18 protein-coding genes and 2 tRNA genes are annotated in these 20,462 nt (G+C 67.4%); 11 read left to right on the top strand and 9 right to left on the bottom strand.

Annotation, left to right across the window (positions count from 1 at the left end; genetic code table 11):
• Window positions 1-49 precede the first annotated feature (49 nt).
• Window positions 50-1,792, top strand: coding sequence for a nitrite/sulfite reductase (locus HV786_RS12980; protein ID WP_128829100.1), 1,743 nt, complete (start codon window positions 50-52; stop codon window positions 1,790-1,792).
• Window positions 1,785-2,330 (top strand): DUF934 domain-containing protein, encoded by a 546-nt coding sequence (locus tag HV786_RS12985; protein ID WP_128829101.1) that lies wholly within the window; start codon window positions 1,785-1,787, stop codon window positions 2,328-2,330. The genes HV786_RS12980 and HV786_RS12985 overlap by 8 nt, the downstream gene beginning before the upstream one ends.
• A 43-nt stretch (window positions 2,331-2,373) precedes the next feature.
• Here HV786_RS12985 and HV786_RS12990 read toward each other — a convergent pair whose 3' ends face one another.
• A complete protein-coding gene (locus HV786_RS12990; protein ID WP_056319887.1) occupies window positions 2,374-3,168 on the bottom strand; it encodes an IclR family transcriptional regulator in 795 nt (264 codons plus the stop codon).
• Between the two features lie 102 nt (window positions 3,169-3,270).
• Between HV786_RS12990 and HV786_RS12995 the strand changes: the two genes are divergently transcribed.
• The 4 genes from HV786_RS12995 to HV786_RS13010 are packed head-to-tail and all read left to right on the top strand — an operon-like array spanning window position 3,271 to window position 7,377.
• Window positions 3,271-4,260 carry a Bug family tripartite tricarboxylate transporter substrate binding protein gene (locus HV786_RS12995; RefSeq protein ID WP_128829102.1) on the top strand — a complete coding sequence of 330 codons (990 nt, stop codon included), beginning with the start codon at window positions 3,271-3,273 and terminating at the stop codon, window positions 4,258-4,260.
• A 17-nt stretch (window positions 4,261-4,277) separates the two neighbouring features.
• Entirely contained in the window at window positions 4,278-5,783 is a 1,506-nt protein-coding gene (locus HV786_RS13000; protein ID WP_175211037.1) for a class I adenylate-forming enzyme family protein, read from the top strand.
• Window positions 5,780-6,568, top strand: a complete 789-nt coding sequence (locus tag HV786_RS13005) for a citryl-CoA lyase (protein WP_128829103.1) — start codon at window positions 5,780-5,782, stop codon at window positions 6,566-6,568. Before HV786_RS13000 ends, HV786_RS13005 begins: the two co-directional genes overlap by 4 nt.
• A complete protein-coding gene (locus HV786_RS13010; protein WP_175211040.1) occupies window positions 6,565-7,377 on the top strand; it encodes an SDR family NAD(P)-dependent oxidoreductase in 813 nt (270 codons plus the stop codon). Before HV786_RS13005 ends, HV786_RS13010 begins: the two co-directional genes overlap by 4 nt.
• A 22-nt stretch (window positions 7,378-7,399) precedes the next feature.
• Here the strand turns inward: HV786_RS13010 and HV786_RS13015 are convergent, their stop codons facing one another.
• Together HV786_RS13015 and HV786_RS13020 are read right to left on the bottom strand one after the other, a co-directional pair.
• Window positions 7,400-8,392, bottom strand: a complete 993-nt coding sequence (locus HV786_RS13015) for a Bug family tripartite tricarboxylate transporter substrate binding protein (protein ID WP_152382826.1) — start codon at window positions 8,390-8,392, stop codon at window positions 7,400-7,402.
• Between the two features lie 100 nt (window positions 8,393-8,492).
• Window positions 8,493-9,590 (bottom strand): mandelate racemase/muconate lactonizing enzyme family protein, encoded by a 1,098-nt coding sequence (locus tag HV786_RS13020; RefSeq protein WP_128829505.1) that lies wholly within the window; start codon window positions 9,588-9,590, stop codon window positions 8,493-8,495.
• A gap of 101 nt (window positions 9,591-9,691) precedes the next feature.
• Between HV786_RS13020 and HV786_RS13025 the strand changes: the two genes are divergently transcribed.
• Window positions 9,692-10,654 (top strand): LysR family transcriptional regulator, encoded by a 963-nt coding sequence (locus HV786_RS13025; protein ID WP_175211042.1) that lies wholly within the window; start codon window positions 9,692-9,694, stop codon window positions 10,652-10,654.
• A 15-nt stretch (window positions 10,655-10,669) separates the two neighbouring features.
• Here the strand turns inward: HV786_RS13025 and HV786_RS13030 are convergent, their stop codons facing one another.
• Window positions 10,670-11,464, bottom strand: coding sequence for a MetQ/NlpA family ABC transporter substrate-binding protein (locus tag HV786_RS13030; protein ID WP_128829104.1), 795 nt, complete (start codon window positions 11,462-11,464; stop codon window positions 10,670-10,672).
• A gap of 172 nt (window positions 11,465-11,636) precedes the next feature.
• Between HV786_RS13030 and HV786_RS13035 the strand changes: the two genes are divergently transcribed.
• Complete coding sequence (locus tag HV786_RS13035; RefSeq protein WP_056319909.1) at window positions 11,637-12,710, top strand: tetratricopeptide repeat protein; 1,074 nt, start codon at window positions 11,637-11,639, stop codon at window positions 12,708-12,710.
• Between the two features lie 119 nt (window positions 12,711-12,829).
• Here HV786_RS13035 and HV786_RS13040 read toward each other — a convergent pair whose 3' ends face one another.
• The 5 genes from HV786_RS13040 to hemA form a co-directional block, all read right to left on the bottom strand.
• Window positions 12,830-13,390 (bottom strand): UbiX family flavin prenyltransferase, encoded by a 561-nt coding sequence (locus HV786_RS13040; RefSeq protein ID WP_056319911.1) that lies wholly within the window; start codon window positions 13,388-13,390, stop codon window positions 12,830-12,832.
• A gap of 6 nt (window positions 13,391-13,396) precedes the next feature.
• Window positions 13,397-13,723 carry a Grx4 family monothiol glutaredoxin gene (grxD, locus tag HV786_RS13045; RefSeq protein ID WP_056319914.1) on the bottom strand — a complete coding sequence of 109 codons (327 nt, stop codon included), beginning with the start codon at window positions 13,721-13,723 and terminating at the stop codon, window positions 13,397-13,399.
• A gap of 114 nt (window positions 13,724-13,837) precedes the next feature.
• A complete protein-coding gene (gene prmC / locus HV786_RS13050) occupies window positions 13,838-14,671 on the bottom strand; it encodes a peptide chain release factor N(5)-glutamine methyltransferase (protein ID WP_128829105.1) in 834 nt (277 codons plus the stop codon).
• 10 nt (window positions 14,672-14,681) lie between these two features.
• Window positions 14,682-15,764: a peptide chain release factor 1 gene (gene prfA / locus HV786_RS13055; protein WP_056319917.1), complete on the bottom strand. Its 1,083-nt coding sequence runs from the start codon at window positions 15,762-15,764 to the stop codon at window positions 14,682-14,684.
• 85 nt (window positions 15,765-15,849) lie between these two features.
• The gene (gene hemA / locus HV786_RS13060) at window positions 15,850-17,124 is read right to left on the bottom strand and encodes a glutamyl-tRNA reductase (protein ID WP_056319920.1); all 1,275 of its coding nucleotides are present in this window, start codon (window positions 17,122-17,124) and stop codon (window positions 15,850-15,852) included.
• Between the two features lie 324 nt (window positions 17,125-17,448).
• Between hemA and HV786_RS13065 the strand changes: the two genes are divergently transcribed.
• The 3 genes from HV786_RS13065 to HV786_RS13075 all read left to right on the top strand — a co-directional run bounded on the left by HV786_RS13065 (window position 17,449) and on the right by HV786_RS13075 (window position 20,455).
• Window positions 17,449-17,524: transfer RNA gene (locus tag HV786_RS13065), tRNA-Phe, on the top strand.
• A gap of 131 nt (window positions 17,525-17,655) precedes the next feature.
• Window positions 17,656-17,731 (top strand) — tRNA-Phe (locus HV786_RS13070).
• Between the two features lie 264 nt (window positions 17,732-17,995).
• On the top strand, window positions 17,996-20,455 hold the full coding sequence (locus tag HV786_RS13075) for a mechanosensitive ion channel family protein (protein ID WP_175211044.1): 2,460 nt from the start codon (window positions 17,996-17,998) through the stop codon (window positions 20,453-20,455).
• Window positions 20,456-20,462 lie beyond the last annotated feature (7 nt).

The following is a 20,462-nucleotide window of genomic DNA, read 5'->3' on the forward strand; positions in this document are numbered from 1 at the left end:
CCCGCCCCGTTCCGGGGTTCAGACCGAGAAGATTTCAAGGGCAGTAGACATGTACGTGTATGACCCCGTCGATCAACAGCTTGTCGAGCAGCGTGTCGCGCAGTTTGCCGATCAGACGCGCCGCTTTCTCGACGGCCAGCTTACCGAGGACGATTTCCGCGTCCTGCGCCTGCAGAACGGCCTGTACATCCAGCGCCACGCCCCCATGCTGCGCGTCGCGATTCCGTACGGCCTGCTGGCCTCGCGCCAATTGCGCACCCTGGCGCACATCGCGCGCAAATGGGACCGCGGCTACGGGCATTTCAGCACCCGTCAGAACATCCAGTTCAACTGGCCCAAGCTCGAAGACGTGCCGGACATCCTGGCGGAGCTCGCCACGGTGCAGATGCACGCCATCCAGACCAGCGGCAACTGCATCCGCAACACCACCACGGATCACTTTGCCGGCGTCGCGCCGGACGAGCTCGTCGATCCGCTGATCTGGTGCGAGATCATCCGCCAGTGGTCCACGCTGCATCCGGAATTCGCCTTTTTGCCGCGCAAGTTCAAGATCGCGGTCAGCGGCGCCGTGGAAGACCGCGCCGCCGTGGGCGTGCACGACATCGGCCTGCAGGCGGTCGAACGCGACGGCAAGCTGGGTTTCCGCGTGTGGATCGGCGGCGGCCTGGGCCGCACGCCCATCGTCGGCAAGCTGATCAATCCGTTCGTCGAATGGCAGCACCTGCTGACCTATCTGCAGGCCGCGCTGCGCGTATACAACCTGCATGGCCGCCGCGACAACAAGTACAAGGCGCGGATCAAGATCCTGGTCAAGGACCTGACGCCCGAGGTCTACGCGCAGCAGGTCGATGAAGAATGGCAGCGCATCAAGGGCGGCCCCGACACCATCACGCAGGAATTCGTGGACCGCATCAAGTCGCGCTTCGTCTGGCCGCAGCACGATGCCGCCGCCGCGGCGGACATCGACAACACCGCCGCGCTGGCCGCGGGCGACAAGCGTTTTGCGCGTTGGCTGCGCACCAACGTGCATGCGCACAAGGTCGCCGGCTACGCCGCGGTCACGGTGTCGCTCAAGCCCACCGGCGTGCCGCCGGGCGACATCACCGCGGACCAGATGGACGCCGTGGCCGACCTGGCCGACGACTTCGGTTATGGCGAACTGCGTGTGTCGCACGAACAGAACCTGATCCTGGCAGACGTGCGCCGTTCGCGTCTGCATGAGCTGTGGCAAAAGCTCGAGGCCCTGAACCTCGCCACGCCCAATGTCGGCCTGCTGACCAACATCATCGCCTGTCCGGGCGGAGACTTCTGCGCGCTGGCCAATGCCGTCTCCATTCCCGTGGCCGAAGCCATCCAGCGCCAGTTCGACGATCTGGACTACCTGTTCGAGATCGGCGAGCTGGACCTGAACATCTCGGGCTGCATCAACTCTTGCGGCCACCATCACGTCGGCCACATCGGCATCCTCGGCGTCGATAAGGCCGGCGAGGAGTGGTACCAGGTCACGGTGGGCGGCCGCCAGAACGGCGCCGCCAAGCCGCTGCCCGACCTCGAATCCACACACGGCGGCGGCGCGGCCATCGGCCGCATCATCGGTCCGTCGTTCGCGCGCCATCAGGTGCCCGGCGTGGTCGACCGCCTGATCCGCACCTACCTGGGCTTGCGCGACAGCGAGGCCGAGCGCTTCATCGACGTGGTCGACCGTGTCGGCATCGACCCCTTCAAGCAGGACGTGTACGCGGACCCTGCCTTCGCCAAACCCACGCAGCACGCGGAGCCCGCCCATGTCTGAGATCTACGCCCACGACGCGCCCGGCCCGCACCTGATCCGCAACGGCAAGCTGGAGGCCGACACGTCGCGCCCCTTCGTGCCCGAACCCGAAGTGCCGGCCGAAGGCCAGGTGCCCGCCGACGAACCCGGCTGGATCGTCCCGCTGTCCGTCTGGAAGACATCGCGCGCCACGCTGCGCCGCCACGCGCATCCCGTGGCGGTGTTGCTGAGCCCCGATGCCGACCTGACCGATCTGGCGGACGCAGACGGCGTGCTGCCTCCCGAAGGCATCGCCTTCATCGCCGTGGACTTCCCGGTCTACACCGATGGCCGCGGCTACTCGCTGGCCCAATTGCTGCGCACGCGCTACCAGTGGCAGGGCGAGCTGCGCGCGGTGGGCGACGTGATGATCGACACCATCCACTACCAGGCGCGCGTGGGCTTTGACAGCTTTCTCGTCAAGCCCGGACACGATCCGCACAAGGCGCTGGCCGCCTTCAAGACGTTCACGGTGCACTACCAGAAGACGTACCGCGTCCCCACGCCCGCGGCCGCATAAGCCGGCCGACTGAACGGGCCGACTGAACGAGGCCCCTGCGGCCTCAGTCCCCTTCCCCGGGCGCCGCCCCAAGCTGCATGCCAAACCCGCTCTGCGCCAGTTGCGCGCGGATCAGGTCGGCAATGCTGCGCTGGCGCGGCGCCTGCATCCGGCTGATCAGGCTGGATACGCTAACCGCCAGCCGCGGATACCCGCCGGCATCGCACAGCGCCACCCCCACGCCCAGCACCCCCGGCACCGCCGCGTTGCCCACCACCGCCCAGCCGCGCCCGCGCGTGTTCTCGACCAGCCGCCGCATCTGCGCCACTGTCATGCCGCCGTAGGCGCGTAGCGCCTGCTCGTTCTGCGCCACGACTTCGTCGGCTTCGGCGGCGGGCAACGCGCCCAGCAGCGCCAGACCCGCCGCGCCCACGCCCAGCGGCTGCCGATGCCCGACCGTCACGGCCAGCACCTGCACCGGGTAGTTGCCGACCTCGCGATGCAGGCAGAGCGAATCGTTCGCCGCCCGGCAGATGAGAAACGCCGAATCGCCGCTGACGTCGCTGATCTGGCGCAGCAACGGCCGCAGGCTGCGCACGGCCTGCGCGTGCGGATCGCCGGCCATCATCACGCCCAGTTCGGCAACACGCCAGCGCGGCGCGCCCGATTCGCGCAGGGCATAGCCCTCTTCGACCAGCACATCCAGGTAGCGGTACACCGTGGACCGCTGCATGCCCGCGGCCCGTGCGATGTCCACCACGTGCATGCCGGCCGCGCCGGCCTGGCGCAGCACGCCCAGCACCTTCAGCCCGCGCCGCAGGATGCGCGGACCGGAACCCTCGGAATCCGGTTTGTTCAATTTCTGGACACCTTGCGTTGATAGGGCCTCCATCAAAGCCGAATATGAAGGCGGACAGACGGAGATCTGTCCAATTATTAGACAAACAGGACGGAGACAACAATGAAGACTTTCGGCAAGCGCTGGACCGCTGCGGCGGTGGCCTTGAGCGGCGCCCTCCTGGCCGCCGCCCCTGCCTGGGCGGCCAAACCCTATCCCGAACGCCCCATCACCCTCGTCGTCGGTTACGCCGCCGGCGGCGCCACCGACATCGTGGCGCGCCTGATGGCCAAATCGCTGTCCGAAGAGCTGGGCCAGACGGTCGTGGTCGAGAACAAGACGGGCGCGAACAGCAACATCGGCGCAGAAATCGTCTCGCGCGCCGCCCCCGACGGCTACACGCTGTACGTCGGGTCCATCGCCAACACCATCAACCGCACGCTGTACAGCCAGCTCAATTACGACTTCGTCAAAGGCTTCGAGCCGGTCGGCCTGCTGGCGACCATTCCGAACATCCTGGTGGTCAATCCCAAGCTGCCGATCAAGTCCGTGCAGGAATACATCGCGTATGCCAAGAAGAACCCCGGCAAGCTGACCTGCGCCTCGTCCGGCAGCGGATCGTCCATTCACCTGTCGTGCGAGCTCTTCAAGATGAAGACCGGCACCGACATCCTGCACGTGCCCTATCGCGGCAGCGGCCCCGCGGTGGCGGACCTGCTGGGCGGCCAGGTGGATTCCATGTTCGACAACCTGCCCTCGTCCCTGCCCCACGTGCAGGCGGGCAAGCTGCGCGCCATTGGCGTGACCTCGCCCGAGCGCCTGCCCGCCACGCCCGATGTGCCCACGCTGGCCGAATCCGGCCTGCCGGGCTTTGACGTGGAATCGTGGTTTGGCCTGGTGGCGCCTGCCGGCACGCCCAAACCCGTCATTGACCGCCTGAATCAGGCAGTGAACAAGGCGCTGGCCAGCCCCGCCCTGCAGACCTCATACAAGCAGGGCGGATTCTTCCCGCCGCAGCCGCCCAACACGCCGGAGACCTTTGCCAAGAAGATCGCCAGCGAAATCGACAAGTGGGGTGCGGTCGTGAAAAGCGCCAACCTCAAGGCCAACTAGCGACCCAAGGAGCCAAGGTGTACCCGATCGATTTTTTCTTCCGCGCGGCCGAGCTGCATCCGGATCGCGTGGCGCTCGATGGTCCCGACGGGCAGGTCACCTACGCGCGGCTGGCGGCCGACACCCGCGCGCTGGCGGCAGCCCTGCAGGCCCTGGACCCGGCGCCGCAGACGCGCGTGGCCATCTGCGCCGGCAACTCGGCGCGTCACATCCTGGCGCTGCTGGCGGTGCTTGCGAGCGGCAAGGTGTGGGTGCCGCTCAACTACCGCAGCACCGCGCGCGAGATCGGCCGCATCCTGGATGCCACCGAGCCGACCATCGTGATCGTGGACGGCGTCGGCGGGCCGCTCGTGGCCGCCAGTAATGCGCGGCGCGTCGAGCTGGAAGACGCGGCGGCAGACCTGACGCTGGATGGCCTCTTGACCGGTTTCGCGGGCCGTGCGCCGCTGCGCCACGCGCTGCCCCGCGACGCCACCCAGGCCATCAAATTCACGGGTGGCACCACCGGGCTGCCCAAGGGCGTGATGCAGCCGTATCACGCGTGGAACGCCGGCATCGTCAACCAGATCCTCAACTGGGGCCTCACTGCCGATGACCGCTATGTGGTGTCCGCGCCCATCACGCACGGCACGGGCACGTATCTGCTGCCGGTGCTGGCGCAAGGCGGCGCGCATCTGCTGCTCGATAGCGTGTCGCCCGCCACCATCACGGCGGCGTTTCGCGAGCGGGGCGGCACCCTGAGCTTCATGCCGCCCACGCTGATCTACATGCTGATGGCGCAGCCAGGCATATCGCGCGCGGACTTCCCGCGGCTGCGCAACCTGATCTACGGCGGCGCGCCCATGCCCGTCGAAAAAATCGAGCGTGCGCGCGCGTTCTTCGGTCCGGTGCTGGGCACGACCTACGGCCAGACCGAGGCGCCGCAGATCGTCACCGTGCTGCGCCCCGCCGACCTCGAAGCGCCTGAGAACCGCGCGTCGGTCGGCCGGGTCACGCCGCTGTCGGACGTGGCGATCATGGCGCCCGACGGCACGCTCCTGCCGCGCGGCGAGATCGGCGAAGTGGTGGTCCAGGGCGATCTGGTCATGACCGGCTACTGGCGGCTGCCCGAAAAAACGGCCGAGACCGTGGTCGACGGCTGGCTGCACACGGGCGACACCGGCCTCATCGATGCGCGCGGCTATCTGTTCCTGAAGGACCGGCTGCGCGACGTCATCATCACCGGCGGTTTCAACATCTACCCGGTGGACGTCGAGAACGCGCTGTCCGCGCATCCGGCCGTCTACGAGTGCTCGGTATTCGGCGTGCCCGACGACAAATGGGGCGAAGCCGTGCACGCGGCCGTTCAGCTTCAACCCGGCGCGCAGGCGAGCGACGATGAACTGAAGGCGCACGTCCGCACGCTGCTGGGCCCGGTGGCCACGCCCAAGCAGATCCATTTCCACGACAGCCTGCCGCGCTCGAGCGTGGGCAAGGTGCTGAAGAACGCGGTGCGCGACGCCGCAATGAAGGAGACGCCATGAACACGCCCGAAACCCGCCTGTGCGCCCATCACCTGACCGGCATGTCGTACCGCGACGTCGACCTGGTCGAGGACCTGATCGGCAAGAAGTCCTTCACCGAGGTGATGATCATGCAGATCCTGGGACGCGATGCGCGCCCGGTGGACATGCGCATCGTGGACGCCGTGCTGGTCACGCTGATGGAACACGGCATGACGCCCAGCGCGATCGCCACGCGCCTGATCTACATGAGCGCGCCCGAGAACCTGCAGGGCGCCGTGGCGTCCGGCCTGATGGCCGTGGGCAGCCAGTTCGTCGGCACCATGGAAAACTGCTCGCGCCTGCTGGACCGCATCCAGCAGGCCGCCGACGGCCCCGCCGAGGCGCTGGCGATTGCGCGCGAGCACCGCGCCTCGCGCAGCCCGCTGCCCGGCTTCGGGCATCACCTGCACAAACCGGACGATCCGCGCGCGATCAAGCTGCTGGCGCTGGCCGAAGCGGAAAACGAGCTGAGCGGCAAGTCCGTGCAGGCCTTGCGCTGGCTGGCAAGCGCCATCGACGAGACGTACGGCAAGCACATCACCATCAATGCGACGGGCGCCGTGGCCGCGCTGCTCAGCGAAATCGGCGTGCCCACCGACCTGATGCGCGGCTTTGCCGTCATCTCGCGCGCGGCGGGTCTGGTCTCGCACGTTGCCGAAGAGCAGCAAAGCCCTTCCGGCCGGTTTATCTGGGAAACCATCGACCACGCCATTCCGTACGTGGGCAAGGGCAAGTCCCATCAGCAAAACGGCGGGCAATCATGACGGCGGCATCCGGCGCGCGCCTGGCCGGCAAGGTCGCGCTGGTGGCGGGCGCGGGCACCTCGGCGCCCGGCTGGAGCATCGGCAAGGCCAGTTGCGTGACGCTGGCGCGCCACGGCGCGGCCGTCATTGCGCTGGACGCCAACCTGACCGCCGCCGAAGACGCGGCGCACGAAGTCGAATCGGCCGGCGGCATCGCACTGGCGGTGCAGGCCGACGTGGCCGATCCGGCTGCGATGCAGGCCGCGGTGGAGGCGGCGCTGGGCCGCTTCGGCCGCATCGACGTCCTGCAGGCCAACGCGGGTATCGGCAAGGTGGGCGGCCCCGAGGACATCTCGCTGCAAGACTGGGACCGCATCCAGCAGGTGAACGTGACCAGCCTGCTGATCGCGACACGGCTGGTGGTCCCGTTGATGCGCGCGCAAGGCGGCGGGGCCATCGTCGCGGTGTCGTCCATCGCGGGCATCCGGTACACCGGCTATCCGCATCTGGCCTACAGCGTCAGCAAGGCCGCCGTCATCCACTTCGCGCGTATGGCCGCGCAGCAATATGCCGCCGACCGCATCCGCGTGAACACAGTGATTCCCGGGCTGATCGACACCCCGCGCGTGGCCAGCAACGTCGCCCGGATGTTCGATGCCAACGACCTGGACGCCGCCCGCGCGGCGCGCGACAGGCAGGTGCCGATGGGCCGCATGGGCACGCCCTGGGAGGTCGCCAACGCGGTGGCCTTTCTGGCTTCCGACGATGCGTCTTACATCACCGGCACCGAACTGCTGGTCGATGGCGGCCTGACGGGCAAGTACGCCTGAAGGGCAAGTACGCCTAACGCGCCTACTCGGCCTTGATGTTGCCGCGCTGGATCACGCCCGTCCACTTAGCCACGTCGTCCTGGATGCGCTGCGCAAATTGCGCCGGCGTGCTGCCGACGGGCTGAAAGCCCATCCCCGTCAGTTTGTCCCGCAACGCGCCGCGTTGCACGGATTCGGCCAGCGTCTGCGACAGGCGCTCGATGATCGGCGCGGGCACGCCGGCCGGCGCAACCAGGCCGAACAACGGCGAGATATCCACGCCCGGCAGGCCCGCTTCCGCAAAGGTGGGCACGTCGGGCAGCTGGCTGACGCGCTGCGGGCTGGTGACCGCCAGCGCGCGCAGCTTGCCGCCCTTGATGTGTTCAAGCATTGTGGGCACGGTGGCAAACCCGAACTGCACCTGGCCGCCCAAGAGGTCGGTGATCACGGTACCGCCGCCGCGGTACGGCACGTGCAGCACGTCCACGCCCGCCTGCTGGCGCAGTTGCTCGCCGGCCAGATGCGGACCGCTGCCCACGCCCGCCGATCCGAACGACAACGTGCCCGGCTGCGCCTTGGCCAGCGCCACAAAGGACGCGATGTCCGTCGCCTTGACCGAGGGGTGCACCACCATGACGAAAGGCGCCGTCGCCATCAGCGAGATCGGCGCGAAGTCCTTGATGGCGTCGTACGGTTGACGCTCGCCCAGCAGCGCGGGATTGATTGTGAACGTGGAGTCGACCATGCCGATGGTGTAGCCATCGGGCGCCGACACCGCGAGGGCGCGCGTGCCGATCGTGGTGCCGCCGCCGCCCCGGTTCTCCACGACGAAGGGCTGCCCCAGCGCCTCGGCAAACACCTGGCCCGCCATGCGGCCCAGCGTGTCCGTGGCCGCGCCGGGCGGATACGGGATGGTCAGGCGGACCGCCTTGTCCGGATACTGCGCGGCGCGCGCCGCGAAAGACCACGGCAACACGGCGGCGCCAGCGGCCAGGGCCGCGCCATTGATCAGGAACGCTCTGCGTGAGGGATGCATGGGGTTGTCTCCAGGTTCATATGCGGTGCGGCCTCTTGAGGGCCGGTTCGTATTTCGGTGTGTCTTTCGAATCTGATGCGTGGGTGCGGATGCGTGTGGTTCAGCTGCTGTAGCGGCCCTGGGCAAGTTCCGCCTCCGGGTCCGCGCCCAATCCCGGCGCGTCCGGCACGTCGACCCAGCCGTCCTTGATGGGCACGCTGCGCCCGTAAGGCACGTGCGCCAGTTCGACGTACAGGCGTTCCAGGGATACCTCGGCCTGTTGCGCGGCGATCAGGTGCAGGCTGGCAAGGTATCCAGGACCGAAGAACGCCACCTGCGGCGCGCACACGACGCGCGTGTCCGCGCACTTTTGCGCGATCCGCCACGCGGCGGTCAGACCCAGCTTGATGACGCTGGGCTGCACGTACTGCGCCGCTTCCGTGTCCACCACGCGCTCCAGGTCGGTTGCGCTGGCGGCGTTCTCGCCCACCGCCAGCGGAATGCCGCAGGCATCTTTCAAGCGGGCCAGCGCGCGGTCGTCTTCCGGCGGCCACAAGGGTTCCTCGATCCAGAAAGGATCGTGCGGGCGCATCGCCTCGATGGCAGCTTCGGCTTCGCCGGGCAGCCAGGCGCAGTTCGTGTCCACCATGATCGGCACGCCCGGCCCCGTGCTGCGGCGCACGGCAGCCAGCGCATCGGCCGTGCGCTCGTGCAGCTTGATCTCGGTATAGCCTTCGTTCAGCGCGCGCGTGGTCACCGCGTCCAGGCGCTCGGCGTTGCCGTAGTACTGAAGCAACGACGCGTACACACGTACCCGTTCGCGGCGCTTCCCGCCCAGCAGTTCGTACAACGGCACGCCCGCGCGCTTGGCGCGCAGGTCCCACAGCGCGATGTCCAGCCCGGCCAGCGCGTGCACCACGGGGCCGGACCGCCCCAGGTTGTGCAGCGTGCGCTGCATGCCCGGCAGCAAGGTGTCGTCGTCCGCGTCCCGCCCGCAGGCCAGCGGGGCGATCAGCGTCTCGAAGATGGCGGGCAAGGCGCGCGGCTCCACGCAGTACGACTCGCCCCACGCCACCGTGCCGTCTTCCGTCTGCACGCGCACCAGCGCGCTGTCGAGCTTGTCGCGCGGCCGGCCGGCGAACAGCGGCGACGGGCTCCAGTGATGAAACGGCAGGCGCAAGGGAATGCAGGTGACGGAAACGATGGTGTTGGCGGGCATGGCGGCGTGGAGGTCGGGATGCAAAATGCGATGGGCTATTCTGGCGGCCGCTGGTTCATATGGTCAAATAGATGAATTGACTATTTCCATATGGATTTCGTATGTTCAACCGGCGAGAACTCCTGCTGCTGCGCGCCATGTACCGGCACGACACCGTCACCGCCGCAGCGGCATCGGTCAACATGACGCAGCCCGCCGCCAGCGCGCTCTTGCGCGACATGGAAACGCGGCTGGGCTTTGCGCTCTTCAGCCGCGAGAACCGGAGGCTGCACCTGACCAGCCAGGGCCGCGCGCTCATCCCGGAAGTCCTCAATGCGCTGGCGGGCATCGAGGCCGTGGACCGGCTGGCCGTCGACATCCGCCAGGGCGCGCTGGCGCGGCTGGATGTCGCTGCCGTCGCCATTGCAGCGTCCAGTCTGCTGCCCCCGGCTCTGGCCGGCGTGCGCCGCGCCCATCCGTCCGTGGCCGTGACCGTGCGCGCCGGCACCGCCCTGGAAATCATCGAGATGGCGGTGGACCATCGCATCGACCTGGGCATCATCATCGGTTCGCCGCCGGACATCGACCGCGTGTCCAGCCAGCGGCTGGCGCCGCTGGGGCTGCATGCGGTCATGCCGAAGGACCATCCCTGGGCCAGAAAGGCCACGTTGACGCTGGACGAGGTCGCCGAAGCCGGCCCGATCGTGCTGGCGCCCGCCCTGCCCGCCGGGCGCGCGACGCGTCAGGCGCTGGAGGCACGCGGCCTGCCGTATCGCCCCATCATCGAGGCGGCGCAATCATCGGCGGCGTGCGCGCTGGCCGCGCAAGGCCTGGGGGTGGCCATCGTGGAAAGCCTGGGCGCGCATTACGCCGAACGGCAGGGCCTGGCCGCGCGGCGCCTCTTGGCGCTGGAAGACCCGGTGCTGGCGGTGGTGTGGTCGCGCGACCGCGCGATGAGCGCGCCGGCGCAGGTGCTGCAGGAAGGCTTGGCGAACGAGGCGCGCATGTGGCTGTCGCGCGGGGAGGCCGCGGCTGACGAACGCCAGACGGCGCGAGGCCGGACGCGCGCGCGCCCGGCCGTATGAACGTGGCGGGACGGCTTACCAGGAGGTCGTATAGGCGCCGGGGAACTGCTTGGCCACGAAAGCCTTCACTTCGTCGGACTGGTAGGCCTTGATGAAGCGCGCGATGCGCGGATCGTTCTTGTTGTCCTCGCGCGCGGCGATCACGACGGCCGCAAACGGTGCGTCCTTGCTTTCCAGCGCCAGCGCGTCCTTGGCGGGCGACAGGCCGGCGGGGATGGCGTAGGCGGAATTCACGGCGGCGGCATCCACGTCCTTGAGCGAGTGCGGCAGCTGCGCGGCCTCGATCTCGACGAACTTCAGGTTCTTGGGGTTCTCGGCGATGTCGAAGATCGACGCCGACACCGTCACGCCGTCCTTCAGCTTGATCAGCTTGGCGGCCTGCAGCACCAGCAGCGCGCGGGCGCCGTTGGTCGGATCGTTCGGAATGGCCACCTTGCCGCCCTGCGGCAGATCGTCCAGCGACTTCACGCGCTTGGAGTAGATGCCCATCTGCTGCACGACGGCCGTCGCCACCGGCACCAGCTTGTAGCCGCGCGCCTTGTTCTGCGATTCCAGGAAAGGCTTGTGCTGGTAGATGTTCACGTCCAGCTCCTTGGCGTCCAGCGCGGCATTGGGCTGGATGAAGTCGCTGAATTCGATCAGCTTGACCTTCAGGCCTTCCTTGGCGGCCACCTGCTGCACGACTTCACCGATCTGCGCGTGCGGGCCGACGGTGACACCCACCTTCAGCTCGGCGTCCTGCGCCATCGCCGAGGTGCCGGCAAAACCGATAAGGGTGGCAAGAACGGCCAGGGAATGACGAAGGCGCATGGGTGATCTCTAGAGGTAGTCGTAAGGAGACCCCGGATTCTAGAGACGCCGCCTCAAAACCGGAAGCGATGAATATTCATATTTATATGTGGATTTAGATATAAACACCGCGATGACAGCGCCGGCGCATGGGGACACAATAGAGCCTGCTTTCATCAACCCACCCGCCTCCATGTCCACGACTACCGAACTCCATCCGCATGCGCGCGCGCTGCTGGCTGACCATTACGCCGCCGTCGACGCCGACCTGCCCGCCCTGCTCGACCTGCTGTTTGCGCGCAGCGCCGGCGAAGACTGGCACAAGGCCGGCACGTTCAAGCATCACCTGCTGGGCGTCTACCGCACGCTGGCGCTGTGGAACCAGCCGCGCGAGGTTCGCTTGCTGGGCCTGTTTCACAGCGTGTACGGCAACGAATACGTGGACCTCACGCTCTTTGACCGTGAACGCGAGCGCAACACGTTGCGCGATGTGCTCGGCGCCGAAGCCGAAGAATGGGTCAGCCTCTTTTGCGCCATGCCGCGCACGCGATTCGTGCAGGCCATCCTGCAGGGCCAGGGCACGGGACCGGAAGGCCTGACGCTGGAAGGCGCCGACGGGCAGGTGTTCACGTTCACGCCGCGCCAGGTCGCCGCATTCACGGTCGTGTCCGCCGCCGACATGGGCGAGCAATGGCATAGCTGGCAGGACGAGATCTTTGCCTGCTATCCGCAGCAGCAGCGCCGCGACCTGAAGACGAACTGGGCCTCGTCGCTGTGGCCCGGCCCGCTCAAGCCGCCGTCGAACATCCTGTCGATGCTGTCGCATCTGCTGGCGCCGCTGTCGCGCATGCCGCAGGACACCGGCATTCCGCTGCCGCCCGCCTTCGACAATTGCCGCGCCACGCTCAGCCCGCGCGACGAAGCGGCGGCCAGCGCGTTGTACTGGCAGGTCATCACGCGCATGCATCCCCTGACCGAAATGGACAGTGCCCGCCACATGCTGGAAGCCGCGGTGGAACACAACCCGTGGGTCGGCGAACCGCGCCTGCTGCTGGCGCAACTGGCGTTGACGTCAGGAGATTTCGAGGCCGCGGAACAGCATGCTGCCGCCGGCCTGGCCGCGCTGCAGGCCTGGGGCACGGCGTGGGACAAGCGCATCGAATGGGCCGGATGGATGGCCTGGGCGCGCATCGAACTGCAGAACGCGCGCGCGCGCAAATGGCCGGAAAACCTGGCGGCGTTGAACGGGCTGGGCTTGGTGGAGTAGCGCCGGCGGGGCTTGCCGGGACGGGACGGCGCGGGTGGCTTTGCGCCCGCGTGCCTTTGCGAATGGGATGGCTAGCGCCTACGTGGCTTGCCGGCTTGGGCAGGACGGGAGGCTAGCGCCTACGTGCCTTCCCAATGCGGCCCGGGCACGACGATGTCGAACAATTCCAGCACGCGCGCCACGGTGTGATCCACCATCTCTTCGATGGACGCGGGCCGGTGATAGAACGCCGGCAGCGGCGGAAACACGATGCCGCCCATTTCGGTCACCGCCGTCATGTTGCGCAGGTGAGCCAGATTGAACGGCGTCTCGCGCACCATCATCACAAGGCGGCGGCGCTCTTTCAGCGTGACGTCCGCGGCGCGGGTGATCAGGTTGTCGGACAGGCCGTGGGCCACGGCCGCCAGCGTGCGCATGGAGCACGGCACGATCACCATGCCCGCGGTCTGGAAAGCGCCGCTGGCCAGCGTGGCGCCCACGTCGCGCACGCTGTGCACGTGATCGGCCAGCGCATAGACGTCGTGGCGGCTGACATCGAGCTCATGCTTGATGTTCAGCACGCCAGAGGCGGACACCACCAGGTGCGTCTCGACGTCTTCGACGTTGCGCAGCGCCTGCAGCATGCGCACCGCATAGAGCGCGCCGGTAGCGCCCGTGATGCCGACGACGAGCCGCCGCATGATGCGTCAGGCCGTGGCGCCGGATTGCTCCAGCAGCGTCTTCAGTTCGCCGGACTCGTTCATCTCATTCATGATGTCCGAGCCGCCGATGAACTCGCCGGACACGTACAGCTGCGGAATGGTGGGCCAGCTGGAGAATTCCTTGATGCCCTGGCGGACTTCGTCGTCCTCCAGCACATTGACCGTGACGAGCTTCTTCACGCCACAGCCTTTCAGGATTTGAATGGCCTTGCCGGAGAACCCGCATTGCGGGAACTGGGCGGTGCCTTTCATGAACAGCACGACCGGGTGCTGGGTAACGGTTTCACGGATGAATTCTTGAACGTCGCTCATGGTGGTCTCTTGGACTGGCAAAACGGAATTGCTCAATTATAGGTACACCCGGGAAAACCGCCCGATTACCCCGGCACGGGGCCGGTATATCCGGGGCAAACGCAACAACACGTGTCAAACACCTGCGACCAGCAAACGCCCGCCCGAGATCCGCTGGATCCCCGCCAGATCCTGACGGCTGTGCACGTCTGCAAATCCGGCCTGGCGCAGCATGTCGCGTACCTGCTCCGCCTGATCCCAGCCGTGTTCCATCCAGAGCGAGCCGCCGGGTTTCAGGTGGGCGCCGGCGCCTTCGACAATGCGCGCCAGATCCTCCAGCCCGCCCGCGCCATCGGTCAGCGCGCCGCGCGGCTCAAAGCGCAGGTCGCCTTGGTCCAAATGCGGATCGTCGCTGGCCACGTAGGGCGGATTGGAGACGATCAGGTCAAAGCCCTCGCCGGCGGGCACGGCCTCGTACCAGCTGCCTTCGGCAAAGCGCACGGCAGCGGTCAACTCCCACGCGTTCGCGGCAGCCACGGCCAGCGCGGCCGCGCTGACGTCCGACGCCATCACGCGCGCGTCGCGCCGCGCCAGCGCGATCGACACCGCGATCGCGCCGCTGCCCGTGCCCAGGTCCAGCACCATAGGCCCGGTGACGCCATCGATGCATTCCAGCGCGGTTTCGACCAGCACTTCCGTGTCGGGCCGCGGAATCAGCACGTCGGGCGTCACCCGGAAGCGGTGCCCCATGAACTCGCGATGGCCCAGCAGGTAGGCCATGGGTTCGCCCGCCAGCCGGCGCAGCGCCAGGGCCTCGTACGCCGCCGCCACCTCGGGCGCCAGCGCATCGGTGTCGTGCGCCAGCAGCCAGGCGCGCGGCTTGTCCAGCACGTGCTCCAGCAGCATGCGCACTTCCAGGCGCGGCAGGCGCGTGTCCAGCAGCAGGCTCTTGATCTGGGGCCCTGGCATCGCGTCGGCCTCAGATGTCGTCGCCCAGCGCGGCAAGCTGCTCGGCCTGGTGCTCGGCGATCAGCGCGCCGGTCAGTTCCTCGAGGTCGCCTTCCATGATCTGCTGCAGCTTGTACAGGGTCAGGTTGATGCGGTGATCGGTCACGCGGCCCTGCGGATAGTTGTAGGTGCGGATGCGCTCGGAGCGGTCGCCCGTGCCGATGAGGCTCTTGCGCTCGGCCGCTTCCTTGCTCTGGCGCTCGCGCTCTTCCTTGTCCTTCAGGCGCGCGGCCAGCACCTGCATGGCCTTGTCCTTGTTGCGGTGCTGCGAACGGTCGTCCTGGCATTCGACCACCAGCCCGGTCGGCAAGTGGGTGATGCGCACCGCCGAATCCGTCTTGTTGATGTGCTGGCCGCCCGCGCCGCTGGCGCGGAAGGTGTCGATGCGCAGGTCGCTGGGATTGATGACGATCTCGGACATGGCGTCGGCTTCGGCCATGATGGCGACCGTGCAGGCCGACGTGTGGATGCGGCCCTGCGCCTCGGTCGCCGGCACGCGCTGCACGCGGTGCGCCCCCGACTCGAACTTCAGACGTCCATACGCGCCGTCGCCGTCGATGCGCGCGATCACTTCCTTGTAGCCGCCCAGCTCGGACGGGCTTTCGGACATCAGTTCCACGCGCCAGCCGCGCTGTTCCGCGTAGCGCGTGTACATGCGCAAGAGGTCGCCCGAGAACAGCGCGCTCTCGTCGCCCCCCGTGCCCGCGCGGATTTCCAGGAACACGCTGCGCCCGTCGTTGGGGTCGCGCGGCAGGAGCAGCAGTTGCAGCGCCGCTTCCAGCGTTTCCAGCTTGCCGCGCCCGGTCTTGATCTCTTCTTCGGCCATCGCCTTCATGTCGGGCTCGGACAGCATCTCCTGCGCTGTCGCAATGTCTTCCTCGGTGCGGGCGAACGCGGTGAAGGCTTCGACCACCGGTTCCAGTTCGGCGCGCTCGCGGGAAAGCTTGCGAAAGCGGTCCATGTCGGACGCGGTTTCCGGTTCGGCGAGCAAGGCATCGACCTCGATCAGGCGATGGCACAAATGCTCCAGCCGGCTGCGCATGGAAGATTTCATGAGGGGAAGACCCAAGGAGAAGACAGAAAAAGCGGGCGCCCACAAAGCGAACGCCCGCCATGAGGCGGGGCGTGGGGCAGAGCCGCTAACGGCGGGAGTCGCGGCCGGGGAAGAGGCGCGGCATCCAGGCAAGCAGTTGCTTGCGGTCGTCGCCTTCGCTGCGGTTCAGTGCCGCGAGCGGGCCGTGCAGATACTTTTGCGTCAGGCCGTGCGCCAGTTGTTCGAGCACGGCTTCGGGCGATTCGCCCCGCGCGAGCAGGCGGCGGGCGCGTTCCAGTTCGGCGGCGCGGACGTCTTCGGCGGCCTGGTGCAGGTCGCGGATGACGGGCACTACTTCGCGGGATTGCATCCAGTGCATGAAGCCCTGGACGCGGGTTTCGATGATGGCTTCGGCTTGCACCACCGCGGCGCGGCGGGCGTCGGTGCCAGTCTGCACCAACCGGCCCAGATCGTCGACGGAATACAGATACACGTCGTCCAGGCGCCCGACTTCGGGTTCGATGTCGCGCGGCACGGCCAGATCGATCATGACCATCGGGCGGTGACGGCGCAGGCGCGTGGCCCGTTCCACCATCCCCAGGCCGAGGATGGGCAGGGAGCTTGCCGTACAGGAAACGACGACGTCGAATTCGGACAGCCGCTCGGTCAGGTCGGACAGCTTCATCGTGCTGGCCGAAAAGCGGTTGGCCAGCAGTTCGGCGCGTTCGGCCGTGCGGTTGGCCACCACCATGCTGCGCGGACGCTGCGCGGCAAAGTGCGTGGCGCACAGTTCGATCATTTCGCCCGCGCCGATGAACAGCGTGCGGGCCTGGTCCAGATTGCCGAACACACGCTCGGCCAGGCGCACCGCGGCGGCGGCCATGGACACGGATTCGGCGCCGATGGCGGTCTGCGAACGGACTTCCTTGGCGACCGAGAAGGTGCGCTGGAACATCTGATGCAGCAAGGTGCCCAGGGAACCGGCTTCGCCGGCGGCACGCACCGCGTCCTTCATCTGGCCCACGATCTGGGTTTCGCCCAGCACCATGGAATCCAGGCCGCTCGCCACGCGGAAGGCGTGACGCACGGCGTCGTCTTGATGATGGCGATACAGGTGCGGGCGCAGCGTGCCGGCGTCCAGGCGGTTGTGTTCAGCCAGCCAGGCGGGCAACTGATCCGCCACGTGGCCGTCGGCCGCGCAGTAGATCTCGGTGCGATTACAGGTGGACAGGATGGCGGCTTCGCGGACAGAGCCGCCGAACGCCGAACGCAAGCCTTCGAGGGCGGGCTTGACCAGATCGACGGGCATGGACACGCGCTCGCGGACCGATACCGGCGCGGACGTGTGATTCAGACCGAAGGCAAGGACAGCTACCGACATGTGTGAGGGATGGCGGAAAGCCACCCGCGGCTAAGCGTTAAGAACTGCCACTATAAGAACAATGTGCCGCAGCCCGCTTGTCTCGCGTCAAAGGCGGGAAAGCATCCGGCTGTAACAACAAAACCGCTGACGATTATACTCCTGCGGGTTATCCCCAGGCCACTTCCGCCCCCGATTGACGCCAGTTGACGCCTTTTCGTGCCGTGAAGCCAACAGTCTGCGGTAACGCCCGGGCAGCGAAACCGTGTTGCGCAGAAAAAAGTGGCACAACGCGGACCCGGCTGGCACAAGCCTGAAAAATTGTGTATAGTTGCGGACTTCGTTGGCCTGGTAGCTCAGTCGGTAGAGCAGAGGATTGAAAATCCTTGTGTCGGTGGTTCGATTCCGCCCCAGGCCACCAAAAGCATTCGGGACTTCGGTTCCCACAAAAAACCCAGCCCTCGCGCTGGGTTTTTTGTTGAGTTTTTTGTGGGTGGCGGCGTGTGCGCCTCCACCTGTCCCGACATTTTGTGTATAGTGGCGGGCTTCGTTGGCCTGGTAGCTCAGTCGGTAGAGCAGAGGATTGAAAATCCTTGTGTCGGTGGTTCGATTCCGCCCCAGGCCACCAAAAGATTCCTGCACTTAGCCCCGCCCGGTATTTACTGCGGCGGGGTTTTTGCTTTCCGGCGCGCCAATTGCCAGACATGCTTGCGACACCTACCCCGCGCCGGCAGCGCCCGCAGCAAATGCGCCATTCGCCATTCGCGAATTGCGAATGGCGAAATCCACATCACCCTTCTGGCCCGCAGCATTTCGCGATATCGTGACATGCCGCCGTTTCGCAGTCGATCCCAAGTAACCGCACGTCCGTCCCCCACCACGGAGTCGCAACATGCGCGCCCGCGCACGAATCCTCTTCTGCCTGTTTGGCCTGGTCCTGGGATGGGCGCGCGTGGCGCTTGCGGCGGAAACGCCCGCGCCCGCCGCGCCGCCTGCCGCGATCCAGATGGCCGAGATTCCGCTGCGGGCGGACACGGATTTGCGGTACGCCGAGGGCGTGTTGCAGCGCGCGGCGACGGCGGATCCGCTGACCGCGCTGATGCCCCCGCTCGATGCCATCGCCAAGTCCGCCGACGAAAAGCTCTACGAATTCCAGCCGGCCCAGTTGCGCAACTTTCCCATCATGCGGCTGGAAAGCCTGGAGCGGCATTGGGTTTTCGACGTGCGGCGGCTGGCGCGCTGGCGGGCCGACATGCGGCAGGCGACGGCCTGGTACGCCAGTGACGCGGCCGAGCTGCTGCGCCGGCGCACGGCCTGGCAGGCGATCAAGGACGCGCCGGGCGCGGCGGGGCTGCCGGCGGCATTGGCCGACCGCGTCGACGTTGTGATCGCGCAGTTGCTGGCAGCCAGCCAGGCGCTGTCCGTGCCGCTGTCGCGCCAGGTTGAACTGGAACAGCGGGCCAACGCGATCGAGGAACAGATCAAGGCGGGCCAGCGCCAGGTGACGGAGGCGATCAGCTACGTCGACGCGCGGCTCCTGCGGGTGGATTCGCCGCCGCTCTGGGCGTTGGACTGGTCCGGAAGATCCGACCTGGACACCATGACCCTTCTGCGCCAAGGTCTGGACATCGAGGTCCGCTTCGCGCGCGACTACGGCGCCGCCGGCGCCAGCAATCAGCGCGCGCTGCACACTTTGCAACTGCTGCTGCTGCCGCTGCTGATCTGGCTGGCCAGAAAGAGCCGCAACGCCATTCGCACCGGCGTCATGAGCGAAACCGCTGCCGGTGTGCTCGGGCGGCCCATCTCCACGTGGGTCCTGCTGTCGATGATGGGCGTGCTGGCCCTGGAGCCGGACGCGCCGTTGATGGTGCAGCAGATCGCCCTGGTGCTGGCGGCGGTGCCGGTGCTGCGTCTGCTTCCGCCCGCCAGCCGCCGGCAACTGGATCATTGGCCGCGCGTCATCACCGCGCTCTTCCTTGCCGAGCGCCTGGGCTTCCTGTTCCTGGCCAACACCCTCTTCTATCGCCTGTCCACCGTGGCGGCGGCCGTCGCAGCCCTGACGGCCATTCTGTGGCTGCTGGCGCGCGGACGGCGCCAGACTTACCCGCCCGGTTCCGAGCGGCTGGTGCGCGCCTTGCGCGCCGTCGCATGGGGAGCGGCGGGGCTGCTGTGCGTGTCGCTTGGCGCGAACCTCATCGGCAATGTGTCGCTGTCCGAGATGCTGACCAGCGGCATCATCGGCAGCGGCTACTTCGGGCTGGTGCTGTACGCGGGCGTCACCGTCATCATCACCCTGCTGCAGCTTCTGCTGGCCCGTCAGGGCATTTCGCGCTTCCGGCTGGCGCGCGAACATGCGCCGCCGCTGGTGCTGCTGCTGATCCGTCTTATCAGCGCCGCCGCGGTCGTGGGCTGGGCGGTCTACACCATGGACCGCTTCCGCGTCCTGCGCGCCACCTACGCCTTCGTGACGCAGGTCCTGTCCTACACGCTGGAAGTCGGCGAGGTCTCGATCAGCCTGGGCAACATCCTGGTCTTCGCGATCTCGGTCGTGATTGCCTTCTGGGCCGCGCGCGCGGTGCGCCTCATCCTGCACGACGAGGTCCTGACCCGCATGTCGCTGCCGCGCGGCGTCGGCAACAGCATCGCCTCGCTGTCGTACTACCTGGTGCTGCTGCTGGGATTGGGCATCGCGCTGTCGGCCGCGGGTTTCCAGACCAGCCAGCTCACCATCGTGTTCGGCGCCTTGGGCGTGGGCATCGGCTTTGGCCTGCAGGGCGTGGTGAACAACTTTGTGTCGGGCCTGATCCTGATGTTCGAGCGGCCGATCCAGCCCGGCGATGTCGTGGAGATCGGCGGCACGTCGGGCCAGGTAAGGGATATCGGCATGCGCGCCACCCGCATCAAGACGTTCGACGGCGCCGACGTGATCGTCCCGAACGGCACGCTGCTGTCCGACAAGCTGACCAACTGGACGATGCTGGACCGCAGCCGCAGGATCGAGATCAGCATCGGGCTGGCCTACGGCACCGACCCGCGGCAGGTGCTCGCGCTGCTGGACGACGTCGCGCGGCAGACGCCGGGCGTAGTCACGGAGCCTGCGCCGATGGTGCTCTTCATGGGCTTTGGCGCCAGCACGCTGGATTTCAGCTTGCGCGCGTGGACCTACGACTTCGACCGGTGGATCGAGATCCGCAGCGACATGCTGGCGCGGATGTACGACACGCTACGGGACGCGGGCATCCAGATCCCCTTTCCGCAGCGGGACTTGCACTTGCGCAGTGTTTCGGAAGAGGCGGGCCGTGCGATCTTCGCGGCCAGGCAACCCGGACCGGATGCCCCGCCTGCGGGCTGAAGCTGTA

It is taken from the genome of Achromobacter mucicolens (assembly GCF_902859725.1).
Taxonomy (GTDB): domain Bacteria; phylum Pseudomonadota; class Gammaproteobacteria; order Burkholderiales; family Burkholderiaceae_B; genus Achromobacter; species Achromobacter mucicolens.